The sequence below is a fragment of the Nostoc sp. NMS9 genome (assembly GCF_017114995.1).
GTDB lineage: Bacteria > Cyanobacteriota > Cyanobacteriia > Cyanobacteriales > Nostocaceae > Nostoc.
On record NZ_JABXKL010000088.1, the window covers coordinates 64986 to 79696 of the forward strand.

The window sequence follows — 14711 nt, forward strand, 5'->3', positions numbered from 1 at the left end:
AGTTTAAGTTGTGTTTAACCCAAACTTTAGCCAACAAACGCGCAAATCTTGGGTTTCGTTCTTCAATACAATTTGTTTGGCAGTGGTGGTCTATTTGCAACTCTAACTGGTACGCCAACTCTCACGGCATCAGATTTTGTCTTGCAAGCGTAGTTCCTCCAAAACACGAAACTACTAGCTCGGAATTTTGAAATTGAATCCTTTACTAACAAAGCTGGACTATTTAGATAGACGAGTCATTTCAAACAATTGCTGGGCATTACTTCCTAAAAAAGCATCAAAAAATATCTGCTTTCCAGGTTCCACATCTACTAGATAGCGCTGGGCAATTTCATAATAGGCGTAAGTCCAAGGGATTTGAATTTCTGCACCACTGTTATCATCTAACACCGTCACCATTTCTGTTACTGCTTGAGTTGCGGTTTGCCGCAAACCACAAGCAACATTTCCCTCTATCTCTGCTTTCATTGGTACACCCAGGTTAGCCAAAGCATTGGCGGTAGTATCAATATCTGGATATTCTGGGGTATTCTGTCCGTTAACGTAGCCTGTAAAGTGATTGACAGCATATCCGTGCAGCAACACCCAAGCCCCATACTGAGTAACCTGATTCACCTCTTCGACAACCGAACGCTGGGGAGGTAGCCAAGGGCGGGTGAAGACTTGCTGGAGTTGTTTGGCGATAGTTTCAAGGTTCCCGTCTTTTTGTAGAAAAGTGAGGGGTGAGGTCAGTTTGTCTGGGATTGAAGATACTGTTTTAAAGATGAGTTGAGCAATATTAGCAGGCAATTCATCGACAATCAACTCGCTGATAAACAGCTTGGGTAAGTTAAATTCCTCTTGCTGTGGATGACGATAATGACGGGCGTACAAATGAGTTTGAGCAAAAGTATACTCTCCAGCCGCCACATAACCTAAAGCTTCTGCAAGTTGTCCCAGGTAGTCAATTCCCAAGTTAACTTGACCTTGTGGAGTATCTACTAATAAACGCAAAGACCGAAAGGCGATGTGGTCGTTGGCGACAGTTCCACCCGCAGCAGTAATCATTTGCTGGTAGGTACGAGCATGATTTACCCTGGCGCTGTATTCTTGCCAAAGTAATTTCCATAAATTAAGGGCAATTTCGGGTTTCATATAGATTAGTTATTTGTCAAGAGTAGAGACGCGATTAATCGCGTCTGTGCAAGAGTCAAAAGTTAGGAAATCTCCCTCTGTGACACATTTCTCACTCCCCTTCATCTTTTAAGAACTTAAAATCTCGCTGATAATCTGAAGGGCAATTTGAATTTGGTCGCTGTCGATAACTAGAGGGGGACAGAAACGAATTGCTGCTTTACCGCAACCTAGTAATAATAAACCGCGTAAAAAAGCTTCTTGAATAATGCGATCGCGCAATTTATAATCGAGATTACCTTGTTCATCCAATAAATCTACCGCTACCATCAAACCCTTACCTCGTGGCAACGATATTCTGGGAAACCTTTGATGCAACTGGGTAAGACTAGCTTGTAATAATTCTCCCATTTGGGTAGCGTTGGTCATCAAACCACTTTCTAGCAATCGCAGTGTGGCAATACCAGCAGCACAAGCTACGGGATTACCGCCAAATGTAGTAGCGTGAGAACCGGGAGGCCAAGTCATTAACTCTGGTCTGGCAAGTATCGCTCCTAAAGGCATACCACTGGCGATACCTTTAGCAGTAGTAATGATATCAGGCATCACACCCCAATGCTCGATCGCAAATAAGCGACCAGTCCGCCCCATCCCTGCTTGCACTTCATCCACTACCATCAGAATACCGTGGCGATCGCATATCTCCCGAATTCGCTGCAAAAAACCATCTTCGGGTACGATATATCCACCTTCTCCTTGAATTGGTTCGACTACGATCGCCGCTACTTCTTGCGGTGGTAAAATCGTCGTAAATAGCTGTTGTTCCAAGTAATCTAAGCTAGCGTGAGTGCCATAAGGGATATGAGTCACCCCAGGAACTAAAGGCCCAAAATTAGCTCGTTGCACTGCTTTGGAACCAGTGAGAGACATTGCCCCATAAGTGCGTCCGTGAAATGCACCTAAGAATGCTACGATTAGCGATCGCTTGGTGTAATATCGAGCTAGTTTGATTGCTCCTTCGTTGGATTCTGCCCCAGAATTGGTGAAAAATACTTTTGCGGGAAACGCAGTATCACTATGCGGCTGCGGAAAAGGGGCGCGAATTGCTAATTGTTCCGCTAGTTCCACCATCGGCTCATAATAAAAATCTGTCCCTGACATGTGCAGCAAACGCGCCGACTGTTCTTGAATTGCTTTGACGACTTCCGGGTGGGCGTGTCCGGTGGCGGTAACGGCAATACCTGCGGTCATATCCAGAAATACATTGCCATCCACATCTTCTACCATACAGCCCTGACCGCGAGATACAACTAATGGGTAATCGCGGGTATAAGAAGGAGAAGTCACAGCGCGATCGCGTTGTACAATTGCTTGAGCGCGAGGCCCAGGTAAGGAAGTGACTATACGGGGTATACGAGGTAAATTTAGGTTAATAGGGATACTTAACATAATTTTTTCAACTTTTTAAAGATTACTGATGATTAAACGCTAAATGTTGATTGCTTACAGTAGCATTTGATTCCATTGCTGTAAGAATTACGCATTTACCGAAAAAGCTTCATAGTAAAGATTTTCGTATTTGGTAAGACTTTGCCCGTTTTTATAACACAACTTCTGCAATCGCGTCATATTATATTTTTTGAAGCAAGGATAAAGCTTCACTATTGGATGGCAGGGGACAAGCTACAGAAGATTTGCGGAAGGAAGTGTATTAAATCCACAGAATAATTGCTATATGCAAAAATTAATAAAAATCTCTGAGATAATCAACCAATGACTTGGGTATCTGGACAAAAGTTACACCGCGATCAGTATGAAATTAAGCAACAGTTAGGACAGGGGAACTTCGCTATTACTTATCTTGCTGAGGATCGGGATGGCAAAAATGTTGTAATTAAAACATTGGATTCTAATTTGCTTAATCAATTAAGTAACGTAGACCGCGATCGCTTAAAATCAGGTTTTGCAGATGAATCCCGTAAACTAGCAATATGCAAACATCCGAATATTGTTCAAGTCATTGATACCTTCGAGGAAGGTGATTTAAAATGCATGGTCATGGAGTATATTCAAGGAGATAATTTAGCCAAGATTGTCCAACCGCGAGGATTTCTCCCTGAAAAAGAGGCTTTAGATTACATCCAACAAATTGGAAAAGCACTCATGGTAGTGCATGAACAAGGATTTTTGCATCGAAATGTGAAACCAAAAAATATCATTTTGCGGGCAGGTACGTATCAGGTTGTTTTGATAAACTTCGACTTAGCACGAAGATTTGTTGATAACCCAGTGTCAAGTCGTGGTAACTTGGTTGATAAATTTACGCCAATTGAACTGTATTCCAACTCTCCTGGACAACAGGCGCGACGTAAACCTTGGACTGATATTTATTCTCTTGCGGCAACTTTATATTTTTTATTAACAGGACAACTGCCAGAAAGTGCTATTGAGCGCCAAGATAACAATAAACGTTTAATTCCACCTAACGAATTGAATGATAAGATTAGCGATCGCGTCAATCAAGCGATTCTCCACGCAATGGAACTACAACCCGACAAGCGTCCCAAAACAGTAGAAGACTGGTTAAAGGAATTGGGTTGGAGAAGGAGATTTACTTTTCCTAGTTTAAAAAATAAACGTTTACAGGCACTGCTAGTAGCAATCCTCGCAGCTGGCGCACTTGTAGCTAAGATAGAACCTTTGATTTCAGCACTTAATAATGGTGTTCAATTGATTGATAGATTTTTCTCAAGTCCATCAACACCGACTAATCCCTCAACACAACAAACGCCATTATCCCCCACTCAACCACAAAATAGGTAATAACGGCCAGCCACGCCTACGCAATAGTTAGTTTTGAAGTTACATTTGTTGTTTTTGCGACTCCAAAAGTTAGTTTTAAAGTCGCATTTGTTGCTTTTGCGACTCCAAAAGTTAGTTTTGAAGTCACATTTGTTGCTTTTGCGACTGCAATAGTTAGTTTTGAAGTCACATTTGTTGCTTTTGCGACTGCAATAGTTAGTTTTGAAGTCACATTTGTTGCTTTTGCGACTGCAATAGTTAGTTTTAAAGTCGCATTTGTTGCTTTTGCGACTACAAAAGTTATTTTAGCAATAGCCAGAAAACCTCAATCTTTGTCTCTGCGCCTCTGCGTGAGCTATCCGTCTTCTAATTCACCAACGTCAACTACCATAACTCACAAAAAGCGTGTCAGAATAAACATTAGCCATCAATAAATGTGGGTATATGTTCTGGCAAAACGGACAGCTAATACATAACGGCAAATACAAAATAGAAAAACAGTTGGGTGGTGGCGGTTTTGCAGTTACCTACCAAGCAATGCATACCAAGCTAAACCGTCGAGTCGTCATCAAAACCCCCAACATCAGCGTCCAACGAGATCCAGATTATCCCAAATATGTTGAACGCTTCAAAAAAGAAGCACAGATGCTAGCAATGTTTTGTACAGACTCACATCCCCACATTGTGCAAGTATTCGACTTTTTTGTTGAAGAAGATGGTCGCTACTGCTTAGAGATGCAATATATAGCAGGCGAGAGTTTATGGGAATACGTGCAACGCCAAGGGAAATTACCCGAAACTGAAGCTATAAGATACATCCGCCAAATGGGTTTAGCTTTGGTAGAGGTACATAAAAAAGGAGTCTTTCATCTTGATGTCACTCCTCCTAATATTATGCTCAACTTTAATTCAGGGATTCCTAACTCAGGCAAAGCCGTGTTGATAGATTTTGGTATTGCCGGGGATATGTCCCCACCGAGTACATTGTCTAGGTCTTTTGGTAACAAAGTATTTGCACCCTATGAGTTAACACGCAAAGGGATTCGTAACTCAACAGTTGATATCTACTGCTTGGCTGGATCATTGTACTATGCCATCACTGGACAACGCCCCACCAATTCCTTTGATCGTAAGTATGCTCAAGATGAATTAGTATCACCAAAGCAACTTGTCCCTAGTCTTAGTGATGCTGTAAATGAAGCGATTCTGCAAGGCATGGCATTAGAGGCAAAAGATCGACCCCAGACAATGGAAGAGTGGTTGAATTTTCTCTCCTCCTCGCAAGCTAATCTAACAGAAGTGATATTAGCTTCAGATGTGGGGGTAAGTTACCAAAATCTAGAAAATTTACTCAAAGCGGGTCAATGGAAAGCAGCAAACCAAGAAACCACCATAGTCATGCTGAAAGTAGCCAAAAGAGAACGGCAAGGCTGGCTTGATTATGAATCCATTGAAAATTTTCCCTGCACAGATTTACGCACAATTGACCAATTGTGGGTAAAATACAGCAATGGTCATTTTGGCTTTAGCGTACAAAAACGTATTTGGCTAGAATGCGGTGGCAAAGTAGATTATGAAACGGAGTGTTTTTTGGGCGATCGCTTAGGCTGGCGCGATAATGAAGGCTGGGTAGGAGAAAAAAAAGTTAACTATTCGCTAGACTCTACCCAGGGGCATCTCCCAAAGGCTTTAATAATTTACCCAAAGAGTTGGAATGTTTCTTCTCTCGCGTCCAGACTTCTAAATTGTAATGTATAAAGGTTTACGAGATTTGTAAAACTTTGTGAACAAGATATATTCCACGAAGCCTTGCGGGTTCTAGCTTTTCGTTACCTGGCACTGTTTAAATAAGCGAGGTACTCAGGCGCACGCTTTGCAAACACAAAAAGCCGCAATCAATATTAGATTAGGATATAAATTCAATACCCAGTTTTTCAACCATGTAAATACAGGGGTAATAATGACTATTAAAGAACAAATTAACCAAGAACTAGAAAAATTACCTGAACCCTTATTGCAGGAAATTTTAGACTTTGTGCAATTTTTGCAAGTCAAACATGAAAAAAATAGTATATCTTCAGATAGCCAACCTGCTCAAACGCTTACAACAGAGCACACCTTAACAGGTTCTACTGCTGAAGATTTATTAGAATTTGTGGGCAGTTGGGAAGGTTCAGATATTAAAGGATGCCTGCAATTAGTTCATGACAGTCGGATACCTCTAGAATTGTAATTATGTATCTCTTGGATACTAATCACTGTTCCTTTTTGATGTATAAGAAGGGGAAGTTACGGCGCGATCGCGTTGTACAATTCCTTGAGCGCGAGGCCCAGGTAAGGAAGTTACTATACGGGGTATACGAGGTAAATTTAGTTTAATAGGAATACTTAACATAATTTTTTTCTATTTTTTAAAGATTACTGATGATTAAACGCTAAAGCTTGATTGCTTACAGTAGCATTTGATTCTATTGCTGTAATAATTACGCATTTACCGAAAAATCAGAGTATACGTCAGCGACTCAGGAAAAATACAGCTAATTTTTCCTGAATCCTCAAAGATATTTAACGAAAAAGCTTGATGGTAAGCCATTTCGTATTGTTTAAGACTCTTGCCCGTTTTTATAACACAACTTTTAGAAAATATCCCCTATTCCCTATTCCCTCTATGGAAACTACCAGCCTCCCCTATTGCTGTAAAACTGAAACCGTCCAAAGCCGAGAAATTGACCGTGAGATTTTTCACCCACAGGGAATGCTGTAACACCCAATAAGTAAACACCAGAAAAGCTGGGATTACTCAAAGGGCGGAGGGCGATTGTAATTGTCTGTCCTGGAGTTACAGGTGGATCAAAGATTACAGAAACAGTGCGTATTTTGCTCTCGTTTATGACTGAACCTAGTTGCAGTCGCGTTTCTTTGCGATGGCGTGTGCCGACAAATGCATAGGTATCATCAAGATTGTAGCGGATGTTTTCCGGTCCCTCTTTTTGGGCGATCGTTACCTTCTGGAGGGATTCTCCAGCATTTTCCGGCAGATTGATGGTGAAATAGTAAGTTGCGCTCAAAACATTCACTTCATTGTAAGTAGTTGTCGCCTTAACAAGTGACGGCGGTTGGACGAAATAGACTAGGCCATCTCTAAGCTGCACAGCTTGAGTTACCGGAAGCGTAACTTCTCCAATACCTATTGCTAACGAGAGTGTTATTCCAAACAAAGTTGTGAGGCGCATGATTCAGATATAAAAAAACGCACTTATTCTAATTCTAGTTCCTTGGGAATCAGTGACTTAGGAATGATAGAAGCTTGTTTTTCCCCAAAGGAAGATTTTGTGTACCACCAAGCCCAAGCAATTAAAACAGCTTGCAAGGGAAGTCTAACTACGTGTACCCAAGGTGAATTTGGTATATGTTCTAGCTGAATGTGATTAACCGCCATATTGATGTTGGCAGGGAAAACCGCAATAAAAAGAGCAATAAGTCCCCAAGCAGCAGCTTGACTTACAGGCGGAACTAATAACCCAATACCACCCAAAATTTCATAAAAACCACTGAGATAAACTAATCCTAAAGGGTAAGGAAGTTGCGATGGCATAATTTTGACATAAGGTTCTGGAATCACAAAGTGTGTCACTCCAACCACAATGATGGATATAGCAAGGATGACGCGTAATGTTTCCTTATACTTCTTCATGGTTTTTGCTTCATTATATACTTGCTCTTATTACTTCAGTTTGACTGACGGATGTTAATCTGCAATAAAATTCCCTGATCTCTAAAGCCAACCAGCACAGCTATTCCATCTTTGACGAAAAGTGGACGTTTGAGCAGCATTGCGTCGTGAGTGAATGCATCAACCCACTGTTGATCACCCCAAGTCTTCTTTTCATCTCCTAAAGCGCGGTAGGATTGACCAGAGGTGTTTCGCATAGGAGCAAAACCCAAAGACTTTACCCAGTTTTGAATCATCTCATGAGTCGGTGGAGTATCTTTAGTGTTGATAAACTCATGGTCAATGTTGTTGTGTTGAAGCCACGTCAAAGCTTTTTTGCAAGTGCTGCAATTGGGAATTCCGTAGACTTGAATAGACATAAAAGAATTAAGCAACAATCTCCATATATATATGACATAGCAGGTGGAACTTCTGCCACCAATGCCTTGTCCTTGAATCTCTACGACATAAATTTAAGGGTAGCGATCGCTTTTAGTAATCGGTAATTCCAAGTATAGACCTCGTCGATCCATGATTCGAGGGTTCTGAAATACCAAGGAGTAGTTTTACTAACACTTTCATCCATAAAAAATATGAGCGATGCCTTTAGCCGACTTGCACCCTTCATCCAAGAATATATTTATCATCACCAGTGGACTGAATTACGTCCAGTTCAAATTGCCGCTTGTCAAGTTATATTTGACACTGATGCTCACTTGCTAGTTACTGCTGCAACTGCTGCTGGTAAAACAGAAGCAGCTTTTCTACCAGTTTTGACTCTATTACATGCCAACCCTGCCGCCACAATTGGCGCATTATATATTAGTCCAATAAAAGCTTTAATTAACGATCAATTTGAGCGTCTCAACGACTTACTCAAAGAAGCAGATATTCCAGTTTGGCACTGGCACGGCGATGTTTCACAAACTCGAAAAAACAAGCTTTTAAAGAATCCTCAAGGCATTCTCCAAATTACCCCCGAATCTCTAGAAAGTTTGTTAATTAACAAAAATAACGACTTACTTCGCTTATTTGGTGATTTAAGATTTGTCATCATTGATGAAATTCACGCCTTTATGGGTTTAGAACGCGGTTGTCAAATTATTTGCCAATTACAACGTTTAGCAAAGTTAACGCAAAAACAACCGCGTCGTATTGGTTTGTCGGCAACTCTTGGTGATTACTCAATAGCTGAAAATTGGCTGCGATCGGGAACAGATAAGCCAGTAATTACACCAAAAATTGACGGTATAAAACGCCAAATAAAACTAGCTGTAGAACATTTTTATATTACTGATGAAATAGATGAATCAGAAGCGACAGCAGATGAACAATATATTTTCAACCTCAGCAAGTATCGCAAATGCCTAATATTTGCTAATAATCGCACACGAACCGAATCTGTAATTGCATCTTTGCGACAAATTGCCACACAACAAGGATTACCAGATATATATCATGTGCATCATGGGAGTATATCTGCTAGCTTACGACAAGCTGCTGAAAACGCAATGCGTGAACCCAACAATCCAGCTGTTACCGCTGCCACTCTAACTCTAGAATTAGGGATAGATATCGGTCATTTAGAGCGAGTGATTCAGTTAGAATCACCCTTGTCTGTAGCTAGCTTTTTACAGCGCTTGGGACGCAGTGGTAGAAGAGGTGAAGCTGCTGATATGCGTTTCGTTTGCGCTGAAGAGAAGCCATTACCAGAAGATTCTCTGCCAGAACAAATTCCCTGGCAACTTTTACAGTGTATTGCGATAATTCAACTTTATTTAGAGGAACAATGGATTGAACCAATCAGACCAATTAAATATCCTTTGAGTTTGCTTTATCACCAAACAATGAGTATTTTAACAGCAGCAGGGGAAATTTCAACTAATGCTCTAGCTAAACAAATTTTTAGTCTGCCACCTTTTGCTGCGATTTCCAAAGAGGATTTACAACTATTACTACGCTATTTAATTGATATTGGTCATATTCAGCATACTGAACAAGGTAAATTAATCCTGGGTTTGGTAGGAGAAAAGGTGGTGAGAAAATTTCAGTTTTATGCTGTCTTTGCTGAACAGCAAGAATACATTGTTAAGCAAGGTTCAACAGAAATTGGCAGTATTGTCACGCCACTTCCTGTTGGTAATCAATTTGCTTTAGCTGGCAGAACTTGGGAAGTCGTAGAAGTTGACTTTAAAAAGAAGGCTATTTTTGTTAAACAAGCTGAGGGTAAATCTAGTATTTATTGGCGTGGTGGTGGTGGGACTATTCATACCAAAGTTTTGCAACGAATGCAGCAAGTCTTATTAGAAAATATTGAGTACAGTTACTTACAAACAAATGCTTTGCAACATTTGCGTCAAGTTCGTCAATTGGTGCAGCAAGTTGGATTAGATAAGCGGAATATTTTGCAATTGGAAAAAGGGAAATGCTGTATTTTTCCTTGGATGGGTACGGTTGCTTATCGTACCTTAGAAAGATTACTCAACTCGTACTGCCGGGAATCGTTGGAAATTACAAGTATTGGTGGAGTAAATCCCTATTATTTGACAATTAAATTAAGCAAGGATAAATTGAAATATCTTTATCGTGAGATTACTTCCTTGTGTGAACAAAGAATTACCTCAGAAGATTTAGTTAGTACTTCAGAAGCACCGGAAATTCAAAAATATGATGGTTTTATTCCTCATCCACTTTTATGGAAAGCTTTTGCTAATGATTATTTGGATATGACAGAACTGAAACAAGTAGTGGCATTATGGAGAGAATAAAAAGATAATTTGGAATTATTTAAAATCAGCTATTTTTTAATTAATTTGTGGAGCGATCGCAAATTATAATTTAAGATTTTTCCAGTATTAAAAAGTTGATATCCAGCGAAAAAGAAAGCAGATGATGCTACAACAACTAAAAGATTAACTGACGCGAACACATTGCCAGTAAAAGCTATGACTACAATTCCTAGCGCTATCAAAATCCATCCTAAGTTAGGGTTTATTCGCTGCTGACAAAGGACGAAAATACCGCAAATACATAGTAATAAACCAGGAATACCAAAAAATATACCAATACGAATATTTGCAGTTAAAATGATGATGCCTGCAACCATCAAAGCAAAGCCTATATACCTGGTTGTTTGATTCACCGGAGTTTGTCTGCTGTTCAGATCAATTTGAGGCTGCATTTTTGTAGAACTTGCAAAAGGAAGAAGATTTTGTTGATGTTGTATCTTACCTTGAAATATAAATGTAACTTTTTCCCCTTGACCAAGGTCTATTCTATCTCCTAAATTTATTTGACAGGGTGTTCTAGGTTCTAATCTAGTGTTATTGACAAATGTCCCATTAGAACTTCCTAAATCTTCAATAAAGTAATTATTTATATGGATTTGAATTCGTGCATGGATGCGAGAAACTACATCTGCATCTGGCAAGTTGGAAACATCAATATCCGGTGAAATTTGGTCATTTGGTTTACCGATATGAAACACCGCAGTATTTGGTGATAACTCAAAAGCAGTGTTGGTTTGGACATGAAAAAGCTCTAAACTCAGTCCTATAGCGTTGGATGTACTTAAATTTTGCATAGTTTTTAGTCAATAATTTCTCTAGACTTTTGATTTTTGCAAATTAGTAGACAATTTAAATCCGTTATGGCTTAACGATTCCCCCATCTGATGCAAAGGAATCTCAATCCAAACAAAACTCTATAGTAACGAGCCACGGTGCTACTAAGCACTTGTTCATAAAATTCAATTTAAATTATAGATAAGTAAGTTGGTGAGAATAATTCAAACTATATTAACTAATGTAAAAAATATTCAAATTACTTTGTACTGAGGGCTTTAGTCCTCAAAGTAAGGCTAAAGCCCTCACTACAAACCTTTAATTATTTACGTCGTCCTACTTACTTGATCTTAGAGTACCGAACGACTAACTGACCTTAGTCTGCTCATGTGGACTAAGGTCAGTTATCAGTTACGCATAACATGTGAGCAGAGGGCTATTTACATATTTTTTCTTAAACAAATGTCAAAGTACAGCTTTGCGTAAAATTGTGGCGTTTTTAAACGTAGAGTATTTTAAATTGGAATTTGAATCCAGAATTCTGTGCCTTTTCCTGGTTCTGATAGACAATTCAAAATTCCACCATGTTTTTCTACTACAATTTGGTAGCTAATTGACAGTCCTAGACCTGTTCCCTTTCCTACCTCTTTTGTGGTGAAAAATGGATCAAATAACCGCTTTTTAATGTCTTCTACCATTCCTAATCCGTTGTCGGCAATTCGGATAACAACAAATTTACTCTCTAAAATTTCAGTATGAATTATAATTTCCGGTTTATGATTTATTTTTATGCTAACCATTGACTCTTCTAATGCATCGATCGCATTAGTTAAAATATTCATAAATACTTGATTAAGCTGCCCAGGATAGCAATCAACTAAAGGCAAATCACCATATTTTTTAACTATAGATATATTTAAGCCAATTCCATTATTTTTCCAGCGGTGATGCAAAATTAATAACGTATTTTCAATTCCTTCATGAATGTCAACTAGTTTTTTCTCTGCTTCATCATAACGAGAAAAATTTCGCAATCCTAAAACAATTTCACGGATACGATTAGTACCCATATTCATCGAGGATAGGAGTTTAGAAAGATCGCTAGTAATGAATTCCAAATCAATTTTTTCAGCGAAATCTTCAATTTCTAGTTCCGCTTGGGGATAATGTTGCTGATAAAGGTGCAAGAGAGTTAACATCTCTTGAAAGTATTCGTTAGCATAGGTTAAGTTACCATGAATAAAACTAACTGGATTGTTAATTTCATGGGCCACTCCAGCGACTAATTGTCCTAAGCTAGACATTTTTTCATTTTGGATCAGTTGAGATTGAGTTTGTTGCAATTTATGCAAGGTTTCGGTGAGTTTTTCAGCTTGAGTTTGAGCCTCTAAAGTAGCAGCGCGACTTTGAGTATAAAGTTGTGCATGATCAATGGCGATCGCTAGTTGATCGCAAACAGCTTGTAACAGGTTAATTTCACTGTTATTCCAAACGCGATCGCCACTACAATGACTGCACACAATTGCCCCAATCTCCCCGGAATTACTCTTAACTGGTAGCATTAGTTGAGATGTGATCCCAAACTCAGTTAAAAGTTCTTGCGTATCATAATCAAGTTGTGATTTCCTATTAATATTTTCTATACAAATTAGCTCTTGAGAGAGAAGAGTTTGGGTCAAAAAAGTACTTTTTTGCAGTGGAATACTGCCTAACATACTTGCCAAGTTAGGGTTTCGCGCTTCATAGGTAATAGTCAAGCTTGGTTGGGATGGATGCGGTAAGTAACAAAGAAAGTAGCAACGGTCAATTTGTAATAAGCTGCGAATTTCATTCACAGCTGTTTCTAAGATCATATCTAGGTTAAGAGAACTGCGGATTTGGCTAGCTAAACGCAGTAATAAGGCTTCCCGACGGCTGAGGAGTTCTTCTCGCGCCCAGATTCGGTCAATAGCTACAGCAATATTATTAGCAATCCAATTTAATAGGTTATGAGTTGGTTCGGTAAATAATTGCTTGCTGAATAAAGCAATTATGCCAATTAATTGCTGCTCTACTATCAGAGGATAAGCAGAAAATCGAGAAATTGAAAATGTAGACTCGATAAGCTTTTCTGAATGATTAATTGATAATTCTTTGTTAAAAATAGCTTGATGGTTTTGAATCATTAAGCCAATACTATTATTGACTAAAGCGATATGTTCTGGGAAATCTTGAGTATCGCTCAAAGCACTACAAGTAATATCTGTGCAATGAACGCCAGCTTGCAATTGTAGCTGGTTTGTCTGTCGTTCAAATGTCCAGATACAAACAAAGCCGATATCAAGGTATTGGGAAATAGTATTTGTACAATTTTGCAGAATTTCTGGAAGTGTGCCACTTTGAGATAAAGCTAAACTGACTTCTGCACTCAAAACTGACAAGCGCGATCGCTCTAATAAAGCTAACTCTGAAAGCTTACGCTGTGTAATATCTGTCCGAATCGATACATATTGATAGGGCTTTCCATCTTGTCCCAACATTGGGGCGATCAAAGTATCTACCCAATAAAAAGTTCCATCCTTAGCTTTATTTTGAATTTCTCCTTTCCAAATTTTACCTTGGACGATAGTTTTCCATAAGGTTGTAAAAAATTCTTTTGTGTGGTATCCAGAATTGATAATTCGATGATCTTGTCCTAGAAGTTCTTGTGGAGAATATTTAGAAACTTCACAAAATAGGTCATTGACATAGGTTATTTTTCCAGCTCTATCAGTAATAGCTACCAGTGAATGGGCATTTAAGGCAAATTTAAAAGCTTCTAATTCTTGGACAGAATTTTTTAGTGCTATCTCATTCTCTTTGTTAAGAGTTATGTCACGAGCTACTGCATAAATCAATTTTTCTTCACTGAAACCAGTCGCATTCCACGATAGCCATTTGTAAGAACCATCCTGACAAAGATAGCGATTTTCAAAGCTAACCGCATCTACAGATTGTGTAATGTTTTGGGCTGCTGCAATAGTAGATTCACGGTCTTCAGGGTGAATAAATTCGATAAAGGGTTTAGCAACAAGTTCATGAATAGACCAACCTAGTGTTTTTGTCCATGTCGGATTTAAATACTTAAAATAACCATCAAAGTTAGCAATACACAATAAATCTATAGAGAGTGAGAAAAATCGAGAGTATTTTTCTTCAGATTTTTTATACTCAGATTTAACTAGTTTCATCAATTTTTTAGGTATGAATCTTTTTGGAGGAAGGTTAAATAAGTTAGTACGTTTTTTCAGAAGTTTAACAACCATTTTGATAGGATATATCAACCTAGAGACTCACCTAATATCTAGTTATGGCAAAGACTGTTTCGCTTACGAATGAAAACGTAGTTAACTTGATGTAGAGCCAATAAGTATCTACTAGTTTTTACTGAGTAAACCAGCTAGCGATTCACTTATTTCTCTACTAAATAAAGGTTTCCCTAAAAAACTGTAAAGTAAACATTTATATTTTAAATTTAAAATAAGAAGTGTTACGTCAACTGA

The 14711-nt window shown here is 38.8% G+C and carries 13 protein-coding genes; 5 read left to right on the forward strand and 8 right to left on the reverse strand.

The features are described 5' to 3' along the window. Positions 1–219: 219 nt before the first annotated feature. Positions 220–1134: a DUF1338 domain-containing protein gene (locus HWQ40_RS28580; RefSeq protein ID WP_292784939.1), complete on the reverse strand. Its 915-nt coding sequence runs from the start codon at positions 1132–1134 to the stop codon at positions 220–222. Positions 1135–1242: 108 nt separating this feature from the next. Then, entirely contained in the window at positions 1243–2562 is a 1320-nt protein-coding gene (locus HWQ40_RS28585) for an acetyl ornithine aminotransferase family protein (protein WP_292784942.1), read from the reverse strand. Positions 2563–2886: 324 nt separating this feature from the next. Between HWQ40_RS28585 and HWQ40_RS28590 the strand changes: the two genes are divergently transcribed. Next, positions 2887–3936, forward strand: a complete 1050-nt coding sequence (locus tag HWQ40_RS28590) for a serine/threonine-protein kinase (RefSeq protein ID WP_292784944.1) — start codon at positions 2887–2889, stop codon at positions 3934–3936. Between the two features lie 16 nt (positions 3937–3952). Here HWQ40_RS28590 and HWQ40_RS28595 read toward each other — a convergent pair whose 3' ends face one another. Further along, entirely contained in the window at positions 3953–4147 is a 195-nt protein-coding gene (locus HWQ40_RS28595) for a hypothetical protein (protein ID WP_292784945.1), read from the reverse strand. Between the two features lie 212 nt (positions 4148–4359). On the opposite strand from HWQ40_RS28595, the gene HWQ40_RS28600 reads away from it, so the two are divergent. Beyond that, positions 4360–5673 (forward strand): serine/threonine-protein kinase, encoded by a 1314-nt coding sequence (locus HWQ40_RS28600; RefSeq protein ID WP_292784947.1) that lies wholly within the window; start codon positions 4360–4362, stop codon positions 5671–5673. Positions 5674–5875: 202 nt separating this feature from the next. Further along, positions 5876–6148, forward strand: coding sequence for a DUF2281 domain-containing protein (locus HWQ40_RS28605; RefSeq protein ID WP_292784950.1), 273 nt, complete (start codon positions 5876–5878; stop codon positions 6146–6148). 442 nt (positions 6149–6590) lie between these two features. Here the strand turns inward: HWQ40_RS28605 and HWQ40_RS28610 are convergent, their stop codons facing one another. Genes HWQ40_RS28610 through HWQ40_RS28620 form a run of 3 tightly spaced genes read right to left on the reverse strand, consistent with a single transcriptional unit; the run spans position 6591 to position 8007 of the window. Then, on the reverse strand, positions 6591–7148 hold the full coding sequence (locus HWQ40_RS28610) for a DUF2808 domain-containing protein (protein WP_292784952.1): 558 nt from the start codon (positions 7146–7148) through the stop codon (positions 6591–6593). A 23-nt stretch (positions 7149–7171) separates the two neighbouring features. Then, positions 7172–7609 carry a DoxX family protein gene (locus HWQ40_RS28615; RefSeq protein WP_292784954.1) on the reverse strand — a complete coding sequence of 146 codons (438 nt, stop codon included), beginning with the start codon at positions 7607–7609 and terminating at the stop codon, positions 7172–7174. Between the two features lie 35 nt (positions 7610–7644). Next, on the reverse strand, positions 7645–8007 hold the full coding sequence (locus tag HWQ40_RS28620; RefSeq protein WP_292784956.1) for a Spx/MgsR family RNA polymerase-binding regulatory protein: 363 nt from the start codon (positions 8005–8007) through the stop codon (positions 7645–7647). Between HWQ40_RS28620 and HWQ40_RS28625 the strand changes: the two genes are divergently transcribed. Together HWQ40_RS28625 and HWQ40_RS28630 are read left to right on the forward strand one after the other, a co-directional pair. After that, positions 7996–8133: a hypothetical protein gene (locus HWQ40_RS28625; protein WP_292784958.1), complete on the forward strand. Its 138-nt coding sequence runs from the start codon at positions 7996–7998 to the stop codon at positions 8131–8133. The two genes, HWQ40_RS28620 and HWQ40_RS28625, sit on opposite strands and share 12 nt — an antisense overlap. An 87-nt stretch (positions 8134–8220) precedes the next feature. Further along, positions 8221–10395 carry a DEAD/DEAH box helicase gene (locus HWQ40_RS28630; protein ID WP_292784960.1) on the forward strand — a complete coding sequence of 725 codons (2175 nt, stop codon included), beginning with the start codon at positions 8221–8223 and terminating at the stop codon, positions 10393–10395. Between the two features lie 29 nt (positions 10396–10424). On the opposite strand, the gene HWQ40_RS28635 is transcribed toward HWQ40_RS28630, so the two are convergent. Both HWQ40_RS28635 and HWQ40_RS28640 read right to left on the reverse strand, forming a co-directional pair. Next, complete coding sequence (locus HWQ40_RS28635; protein WP_292784962.1) at positions 10425–11210, reverse strand: FHA domain-containing protein; 786 nt, start codon at positions 11208–11210, stop codon at positions 10425–10427. A 495-nt stretch (positions 11211–11705) separates the two neighbouring features. Then, the gene (locus tag HWQ40_RS28640) at positions 11706–14399 is read right to left on the reverse strand and encodes a PAS domain S-box protein (RefSeq protein WP_292784964.1); all 2694 of its coding nucleotides are present in this window, start codon (positions 14397–14399) and stop codon (positions 11706–11708) included. Positions 14400–14711 lie beyond the last annotated feature (312 nt).

What these genes read in the sequence shown, in the direction of transcription:
- HWQ40_RS28580 (WP_292784939.1), bottom strand. Translation starts at nt 1,134, where the DNA reads ATGAAACCCGAAATTGCCCTTAATTTATGGAAATTACTTTGGCAAGAA.
- HWQ40_RS28585 (WP_292784942.1), bottom strand. Translation starts at nt 2,562, where the DNA reads ATGTTAAGTATCCCTATTAACCTAAATTTACCTCGTATACCCCGTATA.
- HWQ40_RS28590 (WP_292784944.1), top strand. Translation starts at nt 2,887, where the DNA reads ATGACTTGGGTATCTGGACAAAAGTTACACCGCGATCAGTATGAAATT.
- HWQ40_RS28600 (WP_292784947.1), top strand. Translation starts at nt 4,360, where the DNA reads ATGTTCTGGCAAAACGGACAGCTAATACATAACGGCAAATACAAAATA.
- HWQ40_RS28605 (WP_292784950.1), top strand. Translation starts at nt 5,876, where the DNA reads ATGACTATTAAAGAACAAATTAACCAAGAACTAGAAAAATTACCTGAA.
- HWQ40_RS28610 (WP_292784952.1), bottom strand. Translation starts at nt 7,148, where the DNA reads ATGCGCCTCACAACTTTGTTTGGAATAACACTCTCGTTAGCAATAGGT.
- HWQ40_RS28615 (WP_292784954.1), bottom strand. Translation starts at nt 7,609, where the DNA reads ATGAAGAAGTATAAGGAAACATTACGCGTCATCCTTGCTATATCCATC.
- HWQ40_RS28620 (WP_292784956.1), bottom strand. Translation starts at nt 8,007, where the DNA reads ATGTCTATTCAAGTCTACGGAATTCCCAATTGCAGCACTTGCAAAAAA.
- HWQ40_RS28630 (WP_292784960.1), top strand. Translation starts at nt 8,221, where the DNA reads ATGAGCGATGCCTTTAGCCGACTTGCACCCTTCATCCAAGAATATATT.
- HWQ40_RS28635 (WP_292784962.1), bottom strand. Translation starts at nt 11,210, where the DNA reads ATGCAAAATTTAAGTACATCCAACGCTATAGGACTGAGTTTAGAGCTT.
- HWQ40_RS28640 (WP_292784964.1), bottom strand. Translation starts at nt 14,399, where the DNA reads ATGAAACTAGTTAAATCTGAGTATAAAAAATCTGAAGAAAAATACTCT.